The organism is Maribacter sp. HTCC2170 (assembly GCF_000153165.2).
Taxonomy (GTDB): domain Bacteria; phylum Bacteroidota; class Bacteroidia; order Flavobacteriales; family Flavobacteriaceae; genus Maribacter_A.
In genome coordinates, this window is the sequence record NC_014472.1 from 3,482,253 (window position 1) to 3,498,804 (window position 16,552).

General features: G+C 35.3%; 20 protein-coding genes. 6 read left to right on the forward strand and 14 right to left on the reverse strand.

Annotated features, from left to right (window positions below; genetic code table 11):
• The first annotated feature begins 83 nt into the window (after window positions 1-83).
• A complete protein-coding gene (gene cls, locus FB2170_RS15300; protein WP_013307503.1) occupies window positions 84-1,508 on the forward strand; it encodes a cardiolipin synthase in 1,425 nt (474 codons plus the stop codon).
• On the opposite strand, the gene FB2170_RS15305 is transcribed toward cls, so the two are convergent.
• The 3 genes from FB2170_RS15305 to FB2170_RS15315 are packed head-to-tail and all read right to left on the reverse strand — an operon-like array spanning window position 1,503 to window position 3,613.
• The gene (locus tag FB2170_RS15305; RefSeq protein WP_013307504.1) at window positions 1,503-2,510 is read right to left on the reverse strand and encodes a 2-hydroxyacid dehydrogenase; all 1,008 of its coding nucleotides are present in this window, start codon (window positions 2,508-2,510) and stop codon (window positions 1,503-1,505) included. The genes cls and FB2170_RS15305 overlap by 6 nt on opposite strands.
• A complete protein-coding gene (locus tag FB2170_RS15310) occupies window positions 2,491-3,147 on the reverse strand; it encodes a hypothetical protein (protein WP_013307505.1) in 657 nt (218 codons plus the stop codon). Before FB2170_RS15310 ends, FB2170_RS15305 begins: the two co-directional genes overlap by 20 nt.
• A 22-nt stretch (window positions 3,148-3,169) precedes the next feature.
• Window positions 3,170-3,613 carry a hypothetical protein gene (locus tag FB2170_RS15315; protein ID WP_013307506.1) on the reverse strand — a complete coding sequence of 148 codons (444 nt, stop codon included), beginning with the start codon at window positions 3,611-3,613 and terminating at the stop codon, window positions 3,170-3,172.
• A gap of 334 nt (window positions 3,614-3,947) precedes the next feature.
• Here FB2170_RS15315 and FB2170_RS15320 point away from each other — a divergent pair, with 334 nt between their 5' ends.
• Window positions 3,948-4,652, forward strand: coding sequence for a LytR/AlgR family response regulator transcription factor (locus FB2170_RS15320; RefSeq protein ID WP_013307507.1), 705 nt, complete (start codon window positions 3,948-3,950; stop codon window positions 4,650-4,652).
• Window positions 4,653-4,670: 18 nt separating this feature from the next.
• Here FB2170_RS15320 and FB2170_RS15325 read toward each other — a convergent pair whose 3' ends face one another.
• The 7 genes from FB2170_RS15325 to FB2170_RS15355 all read right to left on the reverse strand — a co-directional run bounded on the left by FB2170_RS15325 (window position 4,671) and on the right by FB2170_RS15355 (window position 10,482).
• The gene (locus tag FB2170_RS15325) at window positions 4,671-5,102 is read right to left on the reverse strand and encodes a hypothetical protein (RefSeq protein ID WP_148232119.1); all 432 of its coding nucleotides are present in this window, start codon (window positions 5,100-5,102) and stop codon (window positions 4,671-4,673) included.
• Between the two features lie 68 nt (window positions 5,103-5,170).
• Window positions 5,171-6,541 (reverse strand): MBL fold metallo-hydrolase RNA specificity domain-containing protein, encoded by a 1,371-nt coding sequence (locus FB2170_RS15330; RefSeq protein WP_013307509.1) that lies wholly within the window; start codon window positions 6,539-6,541, stop codon window positions 5,171-5,173.
• Window positions 6,542-6,543: 2 nt separating this feature from the next.
• Entirely contained in the window at window positions 6,544-7,386 is an 843-nt protein-coding gene (locus tag FB2170_RS15335) for an ATP cone domain-containing protein (RefSeq protein WP_013307510.1), read from the reverse strand.
• Window positions 7,387-7,434: 48 nt separating this feature from the next.
• A complete protein-coding gene (locus FB2170_RS15340) occupies window positions 7,435-7,851 on the reverse strand; it encodes a hypothetical protein (RefSeq protein WP_013307511.1) in 417 nt (138 codons plus the stop codon).
• Window positions 7,852-7,915: 64 nt separating this feature from the next.
• Window positions 7,916-8,770 (reverse strand): universal stress protein, encoded by an 855-nt coding sequence (locus FB2170_RS15345; RefSeq protein WP_013307512.1) that lies wholly within the window; start codon window positions 8,768-8,770, stop codon window positions 7,916-7,918.
• Between the two features lie 2 nt (window positions 8,771-8,772).
• The gene (locus tag FB2170_RS15350) at window positions 8,773-9,621 is read right to left on the reverse strand and encodes a universal stress protein (protein WP_013307513.1); all 849 of its coding nucleotides are present in this window, start codon (window positions 9,619-9,621) and stop codon (window positions 8,773-8,775) included.
• A gap of 15 nt (window positions 9,622-9,636) precedes the next feature.
• Window positions 9,637-10,482 carry a universal stress protein gene (locus FB2170_RS15355; protein WP_013307514.1) on the reverse strand — a complete coding sequence of 282 codons (846 nt, stop codon included), beginning with the start codon at window positions 10,480-10,482 and terminating at the stop codon, window positions 9,637-9,639.
• A gap of 113 nt (window positions 10,483-10,595) precedes the next feature.
• Between FB2170_RS15355 and trxA the strand changes: the two genes are divergently transcribed.
• Entirely contained in the window at window positions 10,596-10,895 is a 300-nt protein-coding gene (gene trxA, locus FB2170_RS15360; protein ID WP_013307516.1) for a thioredoxin, read from the forward strand.
• 13 nt (window positions 10,896-10,908) lie between these two features.
• Here trxA and FB2170_RS15365 read toward each other — a convergent pair whose 3' ends face one another.
• The 3 genes from FB2170_RS15365 to FB2170_RS15375 form a co-directional block, all read right to left on the reverse strand.
• Complete coding sequence (locus FB2170_RS15365; protein WP_013307517.1) at window positions 10,909-11,751, reverse strand: universal stress protein; 843 nt, start codon at window positions 11,749-11,751, stop codon at window positions 10,909-10,911.
• Between the two features lie 90 nt (window positions 11,752-11,841).
• Window positions 11,842-12,894, reverse strand: coding sequence for a response regulator (locus FB2170_RS15370; protein WP_013307518.1), 1,053 nt, complete (start codon window positions 12,892-12,894; stop codon window positions 11,842-11,844).
• Window positions 12,895-12,908: 14 nt separating this feature from the next.
• Window positions 12,909-14,144, reverse strand: a complete 1,236-nt coding sequence (locus FB2170_RS15375) for a PAS domain-containing sensor histidine kinase (RefSeq protein ID WP_013307519.1) — start codon at window positions 14,142-14,144, stop codon at window positions 12,909-12,911.
• Between the two features lie 148 nt (window positions 14,145-14,292).
• Between FB2170_RS15375 and FB2170_RS15380 the strand changes: the two genes are divergently transcribed.
• Genes FB2170_RS15380 through FB2170_RS15390 form a run of 3 tightly spaced genes read left to right on the forward strand, consistent with a single transcriptional unit; the run spans window position 14,293 to window position 15,984 of the window.
• Window positions 14,293-14,745: a hypothetical protein gene (locus FB2170_RS15380; protein WP_013307520.1), complete on the forward strand. Its 453-nt coding sequence runs from the start codon at window positions 14,293-14,295 to the stop codon at window positions 14,743-14,745.
• A gap of 49 nt (window positions 14,746-14,794) precedes the next feature.
• Window positions 14,795-15,697 (forward strand): DnaJ C-terminal domain-containing protein, encoded by a 903-nt coding sequence (locus FB2170_RS15385; protein ID WP_013307521.1) that lies wholly within the window; start codon window positions 14,795-14,797, stop codon window positions 15,695-15,697.
• Window positions 15,694-15,984 (forward strand): chaperone modulator CbpM, encoded by a 291-nt coding sequence (locus FB2170_RS15390; RefSeq protein ID WP_013307522.1) that lies wholly within the window; start codon window positions 15,694-15,696, stop codon window positions 15,982-15,984. Before FB2170_RS15385 ends, FB2170_RS15390 begins: the two co-directional genes overlap by 4 nt.
• A gap of 19 nt (window positions 15,985-16,003) precedes the next feature.
• Here FB2170_RS15390 and FB2170_RS15395 read toward each other — a convergent pair whose 3' ends face one another.
• On the reverse strand, window positions 16,004-16,453 hold the full coding sequence (locus tag FB2170_RS15395) for a DoxX family protein (protein WP_041632900.1): 450 nt from the start codon (window positions 16,451-16,453) through the stop codon (window positions 16,004-16,006).
• Window positions 16,454-16,552 lie beyond the last annotated feature (99 nt).

Consider the following 16,552-nt stretch of genomic DNA (forward strand, 5'->3'; position numbering starts at 1 on the left):
TAAAACAACGTGATATGACAAGAGTCATAAAATTGAAGGTATTGTTTTGAGTAATTTTATACAATATACTCTAGAAGTAATAAATGTACTGGATAATAGCACTTATTCTTTATCTAATCATTGCCATTGGCATGGTCATTAGTCTTCTTGTGAATGGAATTAAGCCAGCCAAAACTTTAGCCTGGCTACTTACCATTTTCACTATTCCCGTTGGTGGAATTCTGCTTTATTGGATGTTAGGTCGAAATAGAAGAAAATACTCTTGGAAAGACTTACAGGAAGATAGGGCAATCACAGCGTATTTAGAACGACTTGAGGCAGAGAGAAATAAAGCGGTATTTGAGCCCAATGTTCGTTTAAGCAATAAAGTTGCCAGACTTATAGCAAAAAATTCAGGTTTTATACCCACCAGTCAAAATGAGGTAGTACTACTGAAAGATGGTAAGGCAACATTCGATGCTATATTCGAGGCGCTAGAAGCTGCAAACAGCTATATTTATTTACTTTATTACATTTTTGAGGAAGGTGAATTGGCAGAGCGTCTTATGACGCTCTTCGAAGAAAAAGTCGCTCAAGGAGTAAAAATAAAAATCATATATGACGGGGTAGGTAGCTATACTCTAAGCAAGAAGTACATTAAAAACCTTAAATCTATTGGCGTTGAAGTTTATCCTTTTCTTCCCTTCAAATTTGGTCGTTTTCTTGCTTCTATAAACTATAGAAACCACCGAAAAATAATCATTGTAGATGGGAAGGTCGCTTTCACCGGAGGAATTAATATTTCTGATAAATATCTGAAAGGCGATTTGGTCTTGGGGAAATGGCACGATATGCATTTACAATTAAAAGGGCCATCGGTTTTGGATCTACAGGTGGTCTTCATAATAGATTGGTTCTTGGTATCTGGTGATACGTCTGAAATGGAAACAAAACTACCCGCAATCCCTAAAGCCAAAGGCAATAAACTTGTACAAATTATCTATGGAGGTCCCGATGATTACTTTTCACCTATTGGACAGGCATATTTTTCTATGATCAATAATGCAAAAGAGTACATCTACATTACCAACCCCTACCTAATTCCTGGCACGGCAATTTTAAAAGCGCTTGAGGTCGCTGCCAATAGTGGTATTGATGTTCGTCTATTGGTATCTGCCCAAGCCGATAGCACCCTAGTAAAATGGAGTGTGCAATCCTATTTTGAATCCCTGTTAAAGGCGGGGGTCAAAATTTATCTTTTTCCAGATGGTTTTTTACATAGCAAAATCATTGTTTCCGATAATAAACTAGTCTCAATTGGGACGGCTAATATGGATATTCGCAGTTTCGAACAGAATTATGAAGTAAATGCCGTGGTTTACGATGAATATATTGCCACACTTTTAAAAAATGATTTTTTAAACGATGTGGAACATAGTATTCAATTGAATTATGAGACTTTTAAAGACCGACCATATTTTGATAAACTAAAAGAGGGATTTGCAAAGGTCTTTAGCCCACTTTTATAAAACCAAGGTTTCATATCCCAGTTCATTTTTACATTCCTCGCCATCTGCCCAGCAATTAAGATTTGCAAAGGTGATATCCGCAATATTTTTAAGGGCCTCTTTGGTGACATAACCTTGGTGAGGGGTAAGCAGTACATTTTCAAAAGAAAGTAGGGTCAGTAATCTTTCATCCTGAATGCCCCTAGCGGAATGGTCTTTAAAGAATATTCCCTTTTCTTTTTCGTATACATCGGTGGCGTAGCCAGCTATTCTTTTTTCTTTTAAAACTTTGATCAGGGTTTTTGTGTCAACGACGGCACCACGAGCTGTGTTCAAAAGCACAACAGTGGGTTTCATTAAGTTAAAGGCATTTTCTGACACCATATAGTGTGTTTCATGTGTCAATGGTACGTGAAGACTAATAATATCTGATTGTGCATATAACTCTTCAAGGCTTGTATATTTCACTTGGTACTTCTCGACAAGATCACCATTTGGTTGCAAATCATGCGCAAGAATATTGCAACCAAAACCATGCATTATCTTTACCATGACCGAACCGATTCTTCCAACTCCAATGACCCCTACAGTCTTATGAACCAAATCACAACCTAAAAGGTTCTTTTGATCAAAGTTATGGGCATGTACTTGCTTGTCAGCTACAATGATTTTCCTGTTGATGGTCATTAATAATGCCACTGCAAGCTCTGCAATCGCATTTGGTGAATAATCTGGAGCATTGGCAACCTTTAGGCCGAAACGCTTTGCAGCCTTTATTTGAATATTGTTATACCCGGCAGAACGAAGCGTTATATACTTTACGCCCAAATCTCTCAACTTTTCTAGAACAACCAGACTAGCATCATCCCCTGAAAAAATACTTATTGCCTCAAAACCAATAGCTTTGATAGCAGTATTTGAATCCAGAGCTTCAGGAATGTACCTTACTTTATGCTGCGCGGAATTCGCCTTTTCAAGAAAAGGAATTTCAAAATCCTTAGCGCTATAAACTAGTAACTTCATTTCTGGTTTCTTTTCTAAAAATGAGGTCTTGTTCTTCCATGGCCATAACGACCAACTTTACGTAGTCATTTATTGTTTTTTTCACATCAATGGGATCGGTTATATCGATTGAACCACGCCAAATCAATTCTCTTTCTTTTCCTGGGCAGATACAATACAATGAGGTCTCTGCATGGTATATAGTGAAACTATCATAATATTCAGGATCATAGTAAATATTCTGATGACCAAGATAATCATCATCAAAACCTCCATAATAATTATCTAATTTATCAATGGATTTTCTAAAGTCTTCGACATTTTCAATACCAATAACTTTTGTAAATAAGATGGCATCAAAATCTTTATCCAACAATTGCTGTTCAACATCGGCCAATTCTTGCTCGGATCTTTTTGCCGATGTAAATTCAACATCGAACAGGTCTATACTACGCATAGATTCAACACCTCGCTGCTTAAATTCTTTTTGCAATTTAGATTCATAATCCTCCCTAGCACTATCATCTTGGGTCATACCAACTATCAAAACTTTATGTGCGTCAAAAATCACAATATCAGGATTCTTCCAATTTTCTACCAATTCGGCTGATGAACAGCCCATTAAGGCCAATAATAAAACTATACTAAACTTTTTCATGATAATAGGTGTTGATTAGCGATTAGTTCAAAAGTCTTTTTTGCTTTTCTTTCTTCATGACTTTTGAAATCATTTGGAATAAACTTCCCTTTAACTTTCTATAGTCTGATAAAAAGTTATCAATTGTAAGAATTAAACTTCTATGTGTTTCAGTGTAAGCTTTTTCCATAATTGGCTGATCCACATCATCTAACATAATTGATAGCTGATTTTCATGTGTCTGTACCCTTTTTAGTAATTTCTCAAGTTCTACTTCGGAATTGGAAATAGATGTAACCAACTTTCTACTTTCCTCAAACAAGCCAAGACTTGTTATTTGAAGCGTATATGATTTCATCAAATCATCCAAGAATAACTTTTCATCTTTAATGAATCTCAATTCAGAAAGCCATTCCAAAGAAGTCTGGTGCATCTCTTCCGGACTTTTCCACTCTAAATACCTGTATATGGGCTTTTTAGTTTTCATTTTTTTGATTTTAGAGATTGTTATTAACAAATAATAGAAACAAACCTGTATTTGTCCTCATCACTGGTTTTCAATTTCAAGTTATCCCATTTACCGAGTTTTTGGTATGATTTAAATCAGTCTTGGTTCTTCCCGTATGTTTTTGGACAAATCATAAATCCAAATTTCTACTTAATCTGTAGAAATTATATGACAAAAAACACGCTCTTTGCCCTTTTTTTACTGTATTTTTGACACCCGAATTTGTTACACACTACCAATATCTATCGATATCTAGACGTGTTTGACTATTGATTTTATTCAGTATTGAAATGATAAATTTGTAAAACAAGCGATGAGGACAAATAAAGCTTTGAATACAATTGTTGTTGAAGACTCCGAGACACAACGGGCCATAATATCTAAATTGGCGGATGACAACCCTAACCTTAATTTATTAGGGGTATACAAAAATGGCATCTTGGCTCTAAATGGCATTAGAAAAAGCAAGGTTGATTTAGTTCTGTTAGATATTGAAATGCCCATCGTAAGCGGCTTTGACTTGTTAGAATCCCTTGAAAAACCACCACAGATAATTCTAATATCCACCAAGGCTGATTATGCTTTTAAGGCCTTTGATTATGATATAATTGATTACTTGCAAAAACCTTTGGACAAAGCACGTTTTACCCTGGCGATTGATCGTGCAGTCTCTAAACAACAAGATTTGATTGGCATTAAAGAACAGAAGGATTTTGTTTATGTCACCGTTAATCTTCAAAAAAAGAAGGTTTTTCTAAATACAATTAAATGGATTGAAGCTTTAGGTGACTATATTAAACTGGTAACCAGTGAGGGTAATTTCCTGGTTTTATCAACTATGAAGGCCTTTTTAAATAGAATGCCAGAAAACAAATTCGTGAGAATCCACAAATCTTTCATAGTTAATGTGAGCAAAGTAGATAACTGGAGTAGCAGTAAAGTAGAGATTGATGGCACTAAACTACCTATGAGTAGACTAAGAAAAGATGAATTGGAAAAGATTTTGATTGTCAATTGACACTATTATCCCAAATAGCTATTTACTTGGTTTTCTTTTTTTCAATATTCCCCCGGCGTATTCGAATATTTCAGTTTTTAAACTTCTAAAGTCCTCTATACAACTTACTGTCTCGGCCTTCATTTTTTCATGCTTTTGATAATACGTATTATCACAAGAGTCATTGGTGCATTGAATCATTCCTCCTAAATCTTTTTCATGCTTACTTATCATTTCGCAAATCCCTTGTTTATTGTTCTTGGCCTTTATTAACCTTTGAAGAAAATCTTGCAATCGCTCAAATAAATTTGGCGTATTTGGCTCAAAAATATATGAATTAAGTAAATGATCAATGAATGTGAGTTCGTCTTGCATAAGATGCAAATGCGATTTCCATTGTTGTGAATCACGATAGAGTTCCTCAATTTTTCGAGTTTGATCTGTCTTTGTATATTTTTTATCAGAAATCATAATCATTGAATTTGAATAAAACTATCAATGACATGCGAATTTACATATGATGAAGATCAGCCCTTGAATCAAACCAATACTTCAACTTGCTCAAATAATTTTGGAATCTTCACATTCCAATTATGTTCATCAGAAATCTTACTTCGAAAGGCATCCAAAGAAGTTGGTTCCCCATGTACCAAAAATATTTGTTCCGGTACGTTTTTTATATCACTCAACCAATGTAGCAATTCCGCTTGGTCTGCGTGGGCAGAAAGGCTTTCCAGATGTGCTATTTGAGCTTTCACTGGATAATATTTGCCAAATAGTTTTATTTCATGTGCTCCTTCCAAAAGTCGTCTTCCCCTAGTACCTTCAGCTTGGTAACCCACTAAAAGAACATTGGTACTACTAACATCTACCAGCTGTTTTAAATAGGTGAGTACCCTACCTCCTGTTACCATACCGCTTCCTGCAATAACGATTTTTGGTCTTGGGTCATCAATGGTTTCCCAAGTCTCCTTATAAGAGCTGATTATCGTAATATGCTCGCATATGGCATAATATTCTTTCATGGATAACTTGTGCCAATCGGGAAAATGCTCAAAAACCGATAATACATTATTGCCCATAGGACTATCAACAAAAATCGGAATATTCGGAATTTTGTTTTTCTTATACAATAACCAGAGTTGATACATTAATGACTGTAATCTTTCAACTGCAAAGGATGGTATAATTAGGTTGCCGCGGTCGTGTATTGTTTTGTTGACCAAAGTCGTGAGTTTAGTTGCAACTTTCTCTTCAGGATGGTTTTTATTACCATATGTACTTTCAATAAACAAATAGTCTGCCCATTTAGGCCTCTTAGGAGGTAAAAGCAATATATCATCTGACCTTCCAATGTCTCCAGAGAAAACAAAACGTTTCCCAAAGATATCAAGCTCTATGAATGTGGCGCCAATAATGTGACCGTTAAAAACGCTCCTATACTTAATATTGGTTGACAGGGTTATCCATACATCTTTTTCAATGGACTCAAAAAGTCTAATCGCCTCTTTGGCATCTTCTGCAGTGTAAAACGGCAGTGCTGGTCTGTGTTTGCTATACCCTTCCTTATTTGCTTTTTCCGCTTCTTCCTCGTGAATTTTGGCGCTATCTTTTAGAATAATCGATGTTATTGCCAAGGTGGGAGCTGTGCCCAAAATTTGCCCTTTAAAGCCCTCCTTAACAAGTCGTGGCAGGTAACCTGTATGATCCAAATGGCCGTGCGTCAATAATACCATATCAATCTTATTCGCATCAATTGGTAACGGCAACCAATTAAATTCGCGAAGCTCCTTTAAACCTTGGAACATACCACAATCTATCATAAGATTTAGCTCTGGTGTTTCTAGATAAAACTTAGAGCCTGTTACCGTTCCGGCTGCGCCCAAGAAATGAATTTTTACTTTGTTCATTTTCAGCAATTACATAGTGTTTGTAACTCTTTTAGTATTTTTTCTTTTCTTTTGCCACCAATCTCAAGATGATCAAGAAAAAAATGGTCGTTCAACAATTGTCGACATAAAACAATATCCCTGCTTAGTAAAAACTGTTTTTCGCGTGAGCTTAATAATGCAGATACTGTTATTGGGTATAGACCCAAACGATCTATCCTGGCTTTTAAACCATCTTCCTTGGGGAAATCCCAACTCAATAAATACAACCCTGCACACTGGCCGTATTTAACTGCATCTTTGGTGAATCGCGTATTGGTTACCACCCACCCTTTCTCCAACGGAATTTTGTTGGATTTTTTAGTTGTCCAATGTGCCAAGATATCTTCATATCGGGAATGGATATACAATGGAACCTTCACGTTACAATTGCGCCCCTCATCCCCATGAAATTTGCATTCAATCACAGATATGCTACCATTTTTTCGTGCAAAGACATCAACCTCGTGCGGCACACATTTGCCTTGGAGAATTTTACCTACTTCAGTATTATATCCAGAATACTCCAACAAAGCCGCTACAAATTTCTCAAACGGAAAACCTGTAGGTCCGAGTTCGTAGATTGCCTTTTTAAGTTTGTATTTTGAGGCAAAGACCGATTTTTTCTTTTTCAATAAGGTAAAAGCACGATTATATATTTCCTTGGTGGATATACCTTGATAAAGTTCATCACGAACTTGATCCAGAATTCGACTTACCAAAGCTTCATCGGCCCCGCTCCTTACCAAAGACTTTCTAAGCTTGGTCAATGAAAACCTTGTTCTTTCCCCAGATGACTTAACAACTTGAAATTCCTGACTTACCATTGATACTATTTAAATTAAACCTATACCAAAGAAAACTTTGAATGGAAATTAATAAGCAGGCTTCCCAAAAAACTCACGGACCATTTTTTTCACTTGATTATTGGTCATGCTATCCACTTTTTTAACGGTCTTGATTTTGGCAGCTAACAGTGGATAATTAATATCCAGTTCCTTTTTAAATTTAGTTGCGGATTCAGCCGGGCCGAATAGTGCAATGGAATCCCCCTTTTTGATTTTACCTATCAAATTCTTAAAATAGGACTTGTATTGATGCTTTTCCCGTTCTAAAAATTTACTATCCTGAACGACATCTTGGGGGCCCCATTTTGCTGATTTGGTCCCTGAACCGCCACTAGGACGAAAAACCTCAATATCTGAATTCACCGTTTCCAGTTCTTCAAAACTTTCTTTAATTGTTACAATTAGAGCTTTCTCCTTGTCTAACCAAATACCAATATTTTTCATGAAAAACGATTTTAATGTTAGTTCTAAAAATGTCAAATTCCATGGGTTTTAACAATGACTAAAATCAGTTGTTTCCAGGAATTACCAAAAATGGAGTTTCAATATCGAAAGTCAATTTCTTTATAACGGGTTCATGTAATAAATTTTCCAAGAAACTATGTTCATAATTAACCATGACCAACATGCCTATGCCCAACTCATCTAAAAAAACTTGTATGGCCTTGGCTTTACTAGTAAAATTAGGCATCCAGTGTACTGAATTTTCCATTGGATCTAAATATGCCCTTAAAGTTTTCAAATTCCCTTCTTGGGTTTTGGTCAGTTGCTCTTCCTCATTTATATGCACTACACGTACGGCTGCTCCACAATTTGTGGCCATTTGTTTAAGAGGCTCAAGAACCTCTGCATCATAAAATCTTTTATAGTTTGTAGCAAAAGCAATTTCGTAAGGCACCTTAAAATCTGAATTCATCGGCACAGCAAGAATTGGACACCTTTTAACAGATGCTATGGTTTTAGTGGTGGTACTTCCCCAAAAAACACCCAACCTCTGTGTTGCGCCCTTATTACCCATTACTATAAGATCTATATCGTGATCATCAATAACTATATTGATCGCCTCAACCAAATCCATTTTTTTCGATATCATTTTGTACTTATGGTTAGGGCACCTATGGTCAAGATTAATTTTATGATAGGTATGATCTAGCTCCTCGTGGGATTCATCACTAAGCTGTTCTAGCAATCCTTTATGTTCACCATGGCCATTATCTACCTTTCGACTTATTAGTGGCGTGCCTTCGTCATAGACATTTAAAAGATAAAAATTACAGGCTTTGCTTTTAAAAAGCTTTGACACATAGTAAAGAGCATTATACGCATCATTTGAAAAATCGGTAGGTATTAAGATATTTTGCATTGTCAATTGTTTTTATGTGGAGGAATTACCATAAATGGTATAGTTACATGAAAGCCTAACTTCTTAATGACAGGTTCAATAAAAAGTCTCTCTAAAAATGTATGTCTATTCTGTATCATTACCAATAAGTTTACTTTATGCTTACTTTGAAAATTATTGATCGCCGTTATGACTTCTTGATTTGGAAGTTCATGAAACAAGTGCGCAATACCACTAAAAATATCATCTAATCTTGATTTATTCTTTAGTTGGGTCTTACTAAGATCATAACCTGCCGATACATGTATAACATCTATTCTAGAAATATGGTTTTTAGCCAAAAAATTGAGCTCTTTCAACTGTTCTTCTTGAAAATTAATTTCTAAATCCGTAGGAAATAGTATCTCTTTTGGAGTTTCGTATTTAAACTTCGGTGGAATGGCGATTACAGGACAACAGGCTTTTTTGATCACATGTACCGTATTGGTTCCTATCAAAATTTCCTTGGCCCCTGTTGCTCCTTGGGTGCCCATAATAACGAGATCGGCATTTTCACTTTTTGAAGTCTCAACAATCTCATCGACCAAAGTGTTGAAAGCCGAATGGACCATGAAAGTGTGTTTTTTATTATTGAACTCGGTTTTTAATTGCGCTTTTAAATCTTCTAATTGTGTCAAAGAATTTTCCTGATAAATATCACCAAGGCCTATTTGTCCTGGACTATGAAGCACATACTCTGCTTGATAAATTGCCGGAGTATATGTATGCAAAAGATAAAATGTACTTTCTTCATCCTTGAAGAGGTTAAGGGCGTAACAAATCGCATTATATGCATTGTCTGAAAAATCGGTAGGTAGAATTATACGTTTCATTTTTCATGATTTTAATTATCTATATAAGTTTTGCATTACCAAAAACGGAATTTTTATGTGCAGCCCTATTTTATCAATAGTTGATTGACAGAGCATATCTTCAAGAAAAGAGTGTCTAGAGTTCACCAAAACCAACATATCAATATCTTTATGAACAATGTACTTGGTAATAGCAATCGTCTTATCCTTTTCTTGGGTCGTCTCAAATACCAGTTTAGCCTTTGGCAAACAATCATTTAAAAATTGTTGATTGTCCTCCTGCCGCAGTGATAATTTTTGAACGGGATCAATATAAAGCATATGTATTGTGGATCTAAAAGATCCTGACATATCGCAAAGTAATTTTAATTCACGTCTTTTATAGGGGACTAAATAATTGGTAGGAAAGAGTACTTCTTTAGGGGCATGATACTCAAAACCTTCAGGAATTGCCAAAACCGGACAACTGATATATTTTAGTACCTGCAAGGTGTTACTTCCAAAAGTAATACTGCGATTGTTGGTTTCTCCTCTTGTGGCCATCACAACAATATCCATGTTTTCTTGATTCACCAAATCATTGACTTCATCTATAAGTGAACCAAAAGCAGATACAATTCTATAATTATGATGAGGATTTGGGTAATGGGACTCAACCTCATCAAGAACTTTTTTTAAGCGCCTCTCTGAGCGTTGGGATGTTTCCTCTTTTAACTGTTCAAGTTGAGATCGTTTTGTTAGCCTATCTTGTTGATAAACCTCATCTGCATAAGCGTGCATAATAAAGATTTCACTTTTCTCGTATTTAAAAACCTGACACGCATATTTTAATGCATTGAAAGCGTTTTCCGAAAAATCCGTAGGCACCAAAATCTTTCTCATGACTCAAGATTTACTAGTTTTACCAAAGTTAAACGAGATTCTAGTTTTAAACCATGATATTGGTCAGTTTGCGCCAATAGGCGTTTTATTAATTTGCACTGTAAAATTGAGTCATGAAGAGTAGTTTTAAGAAATTAATCAGTTCAGATATTCCCGTTTTGGTAGATTTTTTTGCGGAATGGTGTGGCCCGTGCAAGATGCTGGCCCCTATCTTGAAAGATGTAAAAGAGGAACTGGGCGATACCGTAAAAATTGTAAAAATAGATGTTGATAAGAATCAATCAATAGCTTCGAAATACAATGTGCGAGGAGTACCCACAATGCTCCTGTTTAAAAATGGAAAGCAGGTTTGGCGGCAATCAGGTGTTCTTCAAAAAAATGATATTATTGAAATAATACAATCCCAAAACTGAAACAATTTTTGTTTTATTCGTGTAGAACAAGAAATGGTATATCGGTATGATAGCTAATTTGCTCAACCTTAGGCCGAAATAGTATACGTTGAAAGAAATTCAGGTTCTTTGCAACCATCGCAATCATATCAGTATTCCTACTCTCTGTAAAACATTGTACCGCAGCCTCTATGTCAGTACCCGTGAGTGAGTGAAAACTATGTTCTACATCTTGTAGGTAATCGTTCAAAAATTCCTTGTTTTTTTGCTGTTCTTCACTTAACCCCTCACCTTTTTTGGAAATATGAAGAACCCTCAAGTCAGATTTGTTCATTGTTACCATATCAATAAGCGTGTCCAAAACTTTTAAATCATAACCTAAATGATAATCTGTAGGAAAAGCTATTTCGATTGGTCTTTTGAATATTGTATTCTCTGGCACTGCTAATAATGGACATTTGACCTTTGTTATTACATCCCCAGTATTGCTGCCCATGGTAACCTTCTTAAGACCTGATGATCCTTTGGTACCCATTATTATCAAATCTATTTTTTTTGATTCTACTTCCCGTTTGATTGAATCAACAAAAAAATCATACAAACCTATAGTTACAAACGAATGCTTAGTGTTGACGTAATTCTTCTCAACTTTGGACAACAAGTCTTCAAGATTTTCATTGGTTTCTTTTAATATAGTTTCATGGGCCATTCTTGAAGACCCTTTGACCGCTGTTCCTGCGCCCGAATACTTAGGAATCGGATTTACATGTAAAAGATAAAAAGTGCAGTTAAAATCTTTATATAACTGTAGCCCATATTTTAAAGCGTTCCAGGCGTTCTCTGAAAAATCGGTAGGTACTAAAATATGCAACATCATTCAGTTCATTTTGGTTAAAGGCCTAAATGTAGTACCCCATAGCACGAAAAAAAATGATTAGTATCATGTACAAATAAACAAAGCATACCCTTAATAAATACTGGCCAAGGCTTTGGCGTCAAGAATTTTTATACTGTGATCTTCCATCCCAATGAGCCCTTCTTTCCTAAAACTTGAAAGTGTGCGTATCAAAGTTTCTGTGGCCATGCCAGCAACACTTGCCAAATCGCTTCTGAGAATGTGCATATTGCCATCTTTATCCTGCTTAAGTTTATCTGCAAACTTTAATAACGTACTTGCAGTTTTCTTTCTGACGGATCCATAGGCCATTTCCAATAATTGTTGTTTTACCTCTGTTAGGTTTTCCGCCAAAACATGCATAAGTTCCATTGCCAAGTCTTGATTTTCCTTTAAAACCAAACGTAACTTATCCTTGTTTACACCTACAAGCTTGGTATCTTCCATAGTTGTGGCGAATTCTTCATAAACTTCATTTGCAGTCAATGATGAAAAACCAAAGAACTCATCAGCGTTATATATTCCTGTAATCAATTCTTTACCACTTTCATCTAATTTATATGTCTTTACAATTCCCTTCAACACCAAGTATACCATGTGCACATTACCACCTTCACGATATACTTCTTCACCTTGTGAAAATTGCATTTCCTCACCATTGTCATCCATAAAATTTTTAAACTGGTGAATGGTTTTTATGCCACTGTCATCTGTATTTTCTTCATTTTCTACAGGCTTCCCAAATTCATTTAAAATTGCAGCTCTCGCCAATCTACTTTCTATGGCATTAATAAGTTCAGTCTCTTCGAAAGGTTTGGTCACATAGTCGTCAGCACCTAGGTTCATTCCTTTTCGTACATCTTTTTTCTCCGTTTTGGCTGATAAAAAGATAAAAGGTATATGCTTGGTCATTTCATCTTCTCCCAATTCCTTAAGCACACCATAGCCATCCAAAACCGGCATCATGATGTCGCATACTATAACATTTGGCATATGTTCTTTCGCTGCTATCACACCTTTTCTTCCGTTAGAAGCGGTGATTACCTCATAATCCGATAATTCTAAAAGCTCGGCAGTATTTTCCCTTAGTACCGTATCATCTTCAATCAATAATACTTTTCGCATAATGATCAATTTAATTATACATCGATTTTAATTCCTATTGGAAGTTTTACTGTAAAGGTTGACCCCTTGTTCTCAACACTTATAAAACTAATTTCACCTCCCAAGTTCTCTATATGACTTTTAATAATATTCAAGCCAATCCCAGTACCTTGACTCAAGAGCGCATTCTCAGCTCTAAAATATCTTTCAAAAATATGTTTTTGGTCTTTTTTAGGAATACCAATACCTTGATCCTTGATATTCAAAATCATCATATCATTTTCAATAGCTATAAGTATATCAATATCCGAATCCTCGGGAGAATACTTTACTGAATTATATAAGAGATTTGTGATAATCAGTGTAACAATCTTTTCATCTTGATAAATAACAACATCATCAATATTTTGGGGATAATTTATGTGTTGACCACTTTTTAGGAGCATATTCGCATTATAGACCACTTCATTTACGACCTTGCTCAAAGAAAACTCTGTGAATTTATATATTTCCTTTCCTTTTTCGAGTCGTTCTATTGAAAGAAAATCGGTCAATATTGCATTTAGGTGCTTAACTTCACCGATTATCGTTTTCAAATGTTTATCCCTTTTTTCTTGATGTTCGGAACCTTTATACTTACCGACCAAAGTGGCCGAAGTAAGAATACCACTTAATGGAGTTTTAAACTCGTGCGAGACCAAGGAAAGGAATTTGGTTTTTAATTCATTTAATTCACGCTCTCGTTGTAAGGCGAACTTTATTTTCTTTTCGGCTTCTTTTCGTCTACGGATTTCTTTTTTTAGCTTAGCTACGGTTTCCCTTAACTCAAGAGTACGAGTTTTGATCTTCTTTTCTAAATGGTCATTCAGTTCTTTGATTTTAATATCCCGCTTGCTTATTTCGGTCTGATCAAAGACAAGCGCCAATACATAATCCGCATCATAAATTCTAAATGGATTGAGACTTACTTCAATAGGGAATTGTTCTTTGTTCTTACGTTTGCCATAAAGACTGCGTTCAACAGCCATTTTATGAGCTTTATGATTTTTGAAATATTCGTCAACATGTTTGTCATGTCCTTTCTTATAAGGGTCGGGAACCAGCATTTTCAATGGCTTTCCAATCAATTCTTCTCGATAGTATCCAAACATCCTATCTGCCTTTCTATTGGTGGCTACAATCAACCTTTCTCTATTCACTACCAACAAACCCTCTGATACAGCCTCGGAAAGCAGCTTGAAAATGTTATTGTTCCTCGCAAATACCCTCATGAATGAATAATTTATTAATTAGCCCCAACCATCGAAATAGGCCCTTTATACTATTAAGTAAGTTAATTCAAGGACAATTGTAGTCATATGACATAAATCATATTTTCAAATTATAGATGACTGTAACTTTAGTAAAAATCATTTCATCATGAAAAATATTGCATCCAATCCTGATATTGTGAAGAAGCCCATTGACTTGCAATTGAATTACTCAAAATGCGAAGATCTTAAAACGGAGTTGATGTTCTATTCTAAAGACCTTCGTTTTTTACAACAACTTTTAGATAGATATTTCGACGAAATGGTGCAAAATGAAAATCTTGATGAAATGCGCGAAAGCCTAATGCGATTTCAAGATCTTTGTTACAATTGTGACCGCTTAAAAAAGAGAGTGAAAGATCAGCAAAAGCGCCTGATTGACCTTATGAAAGGCGAAAAATCACTATCCCATGAAGCCTTATTACTTGAACAATCCAGTATTGAAAAGAGTAAAACTTCTTTAATGGGAGATTTTAAAATGGTGAAAAAAGAGATATTAACCATTGCCGACCATGTATTACAGGTGAAAAAAGATAATGAAAGTTTCAGCTACAATTCCTAAGGAAAGGAACACAGGTTAGTTTTATATTCATAGTTAATTTTTGTAGATCATGAAGTTCATTGACTACTACAGTATTTTGGGTATTCAAAAAGGAGCAACACAGAACGATATAAAAAAAGCGTATCGTAAGCTCGCAAGAAAATATCATCCTGATGTAAACCCTAATGATACTGATGCAGAACGTAAGTTTAAAGAAATCAATGAAGCACATGAAGTATTGGGTAATACTGATAAACGAAAAAAATATGATCAATACGGTAAAGATTGGCAACATGCCGATGAAATAGAAAAAGCAAAAAAAGCCCAGCAACAACAAAGAGGATATCGCACACAACAATCAGGAGGTTTTGGAGAAGATGATTTTTCAGATTTTTTTGAATCAATGTTCGGAAGTGGGCATTCATCGGCAAGTTCAGGGCAGAGCCAAGTAAGATTTAGGGGTCAGGATTATAATGCCGAACTACAGTTGCAATTGACCGATATTTATCAAACCCATAAACGTACTCTAACGGTCAATAACAAAAATATTCGTATCACTGTACCGGCAGGAATTGAAAATGGGCAAACTATTAAAATAAAAGAACACGGTGGTCCCGGCAGAAACGGCGGGCCAAATGGTGATCTATTCATCACCTTTTCAATAATTAACAATACCAATTTCACAAGAGATGGTGGTAATCTATATAAAGTGGTTGAACTTGATCTTTATACCGCACTTTTAGGAGGTGATATAACCGTTAATACTTTTGATGGAAAAGTTAAACTAAAGGTTAAACCCGAAACTCAAAACGGAACCAAAATCAAACTGAAATCGAAAGGATTCCCCATTTACAAGAGAGATGGAAAGTATGGAGATCTTTTTATAACCTATAGTATCAAAAATCCTAAAAACCTATCAAATCAGGAGAAAGATCTTTTTAAAGAATTGGCCTCATTAAGAAAGAACAAATGAAAAAGTATGAATATGTAGAAGTTAGGAAGTTTTGTCTTGGACACGGAATTGAGACTAAGTTTATGCTTGAATTGCATGAATTCGGGTTGATTGAACTAATTCATGTCAAAGATTTGCAATATCTCGCGCTCAACGAAATAGCGAAGGCTGAAAAAATCATTCGGTTATACTCTGACTTAGACATAAACTTGGAAGGCATTCAAGTGATCCACGATTTACTTGGGCGTTTGGAAAAAAAACAAAACGAGATTATAATGCTAAAAAACAAACTTAGTAATTATGAATAAGAATATATAATGTAATGGGTTAACTAAAAAGTTTCCTTTCTGTTTTACGCTCTTTAGAAAGAATGTAAATCATAATGGCAAGGAACACTATATTCTTTACAATGTATTGTCCTAAAAGGGTTAAACCAAACGGAGCGTTGGTAAATGTTAATTCCGGGAAGAATAAAAATGGGGTAAAGGTAAGTATCATATGAACAATGGCCAGATTCAATGCTGCTCTACTAAACAATCCTATAATTAATAAAACGCCAATAATGGTTTCCCATAGCGCCAGCAATATGATTGACACATCTGGAGTAACAACTCCTAAAGTGAGTTCAGAAATGGTATCCAGTGCAATAGTTTCAGCTGGGCTCACTCCAGGAAAAAACTTCAACATACCAAACCATAGATATACAATACCAATACACACACAGGGAAGGCAATTTATTGACACTCTATTCCCAATCCTCATAACCATTTCTTTCATATTCTATTTTTGCGCGCTAATCTAGCCTAACAAAAGGCATTAAAAGATGACAATTATCATTTTAAAAAAACAATAATGATGGTAATATATCAACTTTAA

What these genes read in the sequence shown, in the direction of transcription:
- cls (WP_013307503.1), top strand. Translation starts at nt 84, where the DNA reads ATGTACTGGATAATAGCACTTATTCTTTATCTAATCATTGCCATTGGC.
- FB2170_RS15305 (WP_013307504.1), bottom strand. Translation starts at nt 2,510, where the DNA reads ATGAAGTTACTAGTTTATAGCGCTAAGGATTTTGAAATTCCTTTTCTT.
- FB2170_RS15310 (WP_013307505.1), bottom strand. Translation starts at nt 3,147, where the DNA reads ATGAAAAAGTTTAGTATAGTTTTATTATTGGCCTTAATGGGCTGTTCA.
- FB2170_RS15315 (WP_013307506.1), bottom strand. Translation starts at nt 3,613, where the DNA reads ATGAAAACTAAAAAGCCCATATACAGGTATTTAGAGTGGAAAAGTCCG.
- FB2170_RS15320 (WP_013307507.1), top strand. Translation starts at nt 3,948, where the DNA reads ATGAGGACAAATAAAGCTTTGAATACAATTGTTGTTGAAGACTCCGAG.
- FB2170_RS15325 (WP_148232119.1), bottom strand. Translation starts at nt 5,102, where the DNA reads ATGATTTCTGATAAAAAATATACAAAGACAGATCAAACTCGAAAAATT.
- FB2170_RS15330 (WP_013307509.1), bottom strand. Translation starts at nt 6,541, where the DNA reads ATGAACAAAGTAAAAATTCATTTCTTGGGCGCAGCCGGAACGGTAACA.
- FB2170_RS15335 (WP_013307510.1), bottom strand. Translation starts at nt 7,386, where the DNA reads ATGGTAAGTCAGGAATTTCAAGTTGTTAAGTCATCTGGGGAAAGAACA.
- FB2170_RS15340 (WP_013307511.1), bottom strand. Translation starts at nt 7,851, where the DNA reads ATGAAAAATATTGGTATTTGGTTAGACAAGGAGAAAGCTCTAATTGTA.
- FB2170_RS15345 (WP_013307512.1), bottom strand. Translation starts at nt 8,770, where the DNA reads ATGCAAAATATCTTAATACCTACCGATTTTTCAAATGATGCGTATAAT.
- FB2170_RS15350 (WP_013307513.1), bottom strand. Translation starts at nt 9,621, where the DNA reads ATGAAACGTATAATTCTACCTACCGATTTTTCAGACAATGCATATAAT.
- FB2170_RS15355 (WP_013307514.1), bottom strand. Translation starts at nt 10,482, where the DNA reads ATGAGAAAGATTTTGGTGCCTACGGATTTTTCGGAAAACGCTTTCAAT.
- trxA (WP_013307516.1), top strand. Translation starts at nt 10,596, where the DNA reads ATGAAGAGTAGTTTTAAGAAATTAATCAGTTCAGATATTCCCGTTTTG.
- FB2170_RS15365 (WP_013307517.1), bottom strand. Translation starts at nt 11,751, where the DNA reads ATGATGTTGCATATTTTAGTACCTACCGATTTTTCAGAGAACGCCTGG.
- FB2170_RS15370 (WP_013307518.1), bottom strand. Translation starts at nt 12,894, where the DNA reads ATGCGAAAAGTATTATTGATTGAAGATGATACGGTACTAAGGGAAAAT.
- FB2170_RS15375 (WP_013307519.1), bottom strand. Translation starts at nt 14,144, where the DNA reads ATGAGGGTATTTGCGAGGAACAATAACATTTTCAAGCTGCTTTCCGAG.
- FB2170_RS15380 (WP_013307520.1), top strand. Translation starts at nt 14,293, where the DNA reads ATGAAAAATATTGCATCCAATCCTGATATTGTGAAGAAGCCCATTGAC.
- FB2170_RS15385 (WP_013307521.1), top strand. Translation starts at nt 14,795, where the DNA reads ATGAAGTTCATTGACTACTACAGTATTTTGGGTATTCAAAAAGGAGCA.
- FB2170_RS15390 (WP_013307522.1), top strand. Translation starts at nt 15,694, where the DNA reads ATGAAAAAGTATGAATATGTAGAAGTTAGGAAGTTTTGTCTTGGACAC.
- FB2170_RS15395 (WP_041632900.1), bottom strand. Translation starts at nt 16,453, where the DNA reads ATGAAAGAAATGGTTATGAGGATTGGGAATAGAGTGTCAATAAATTGC.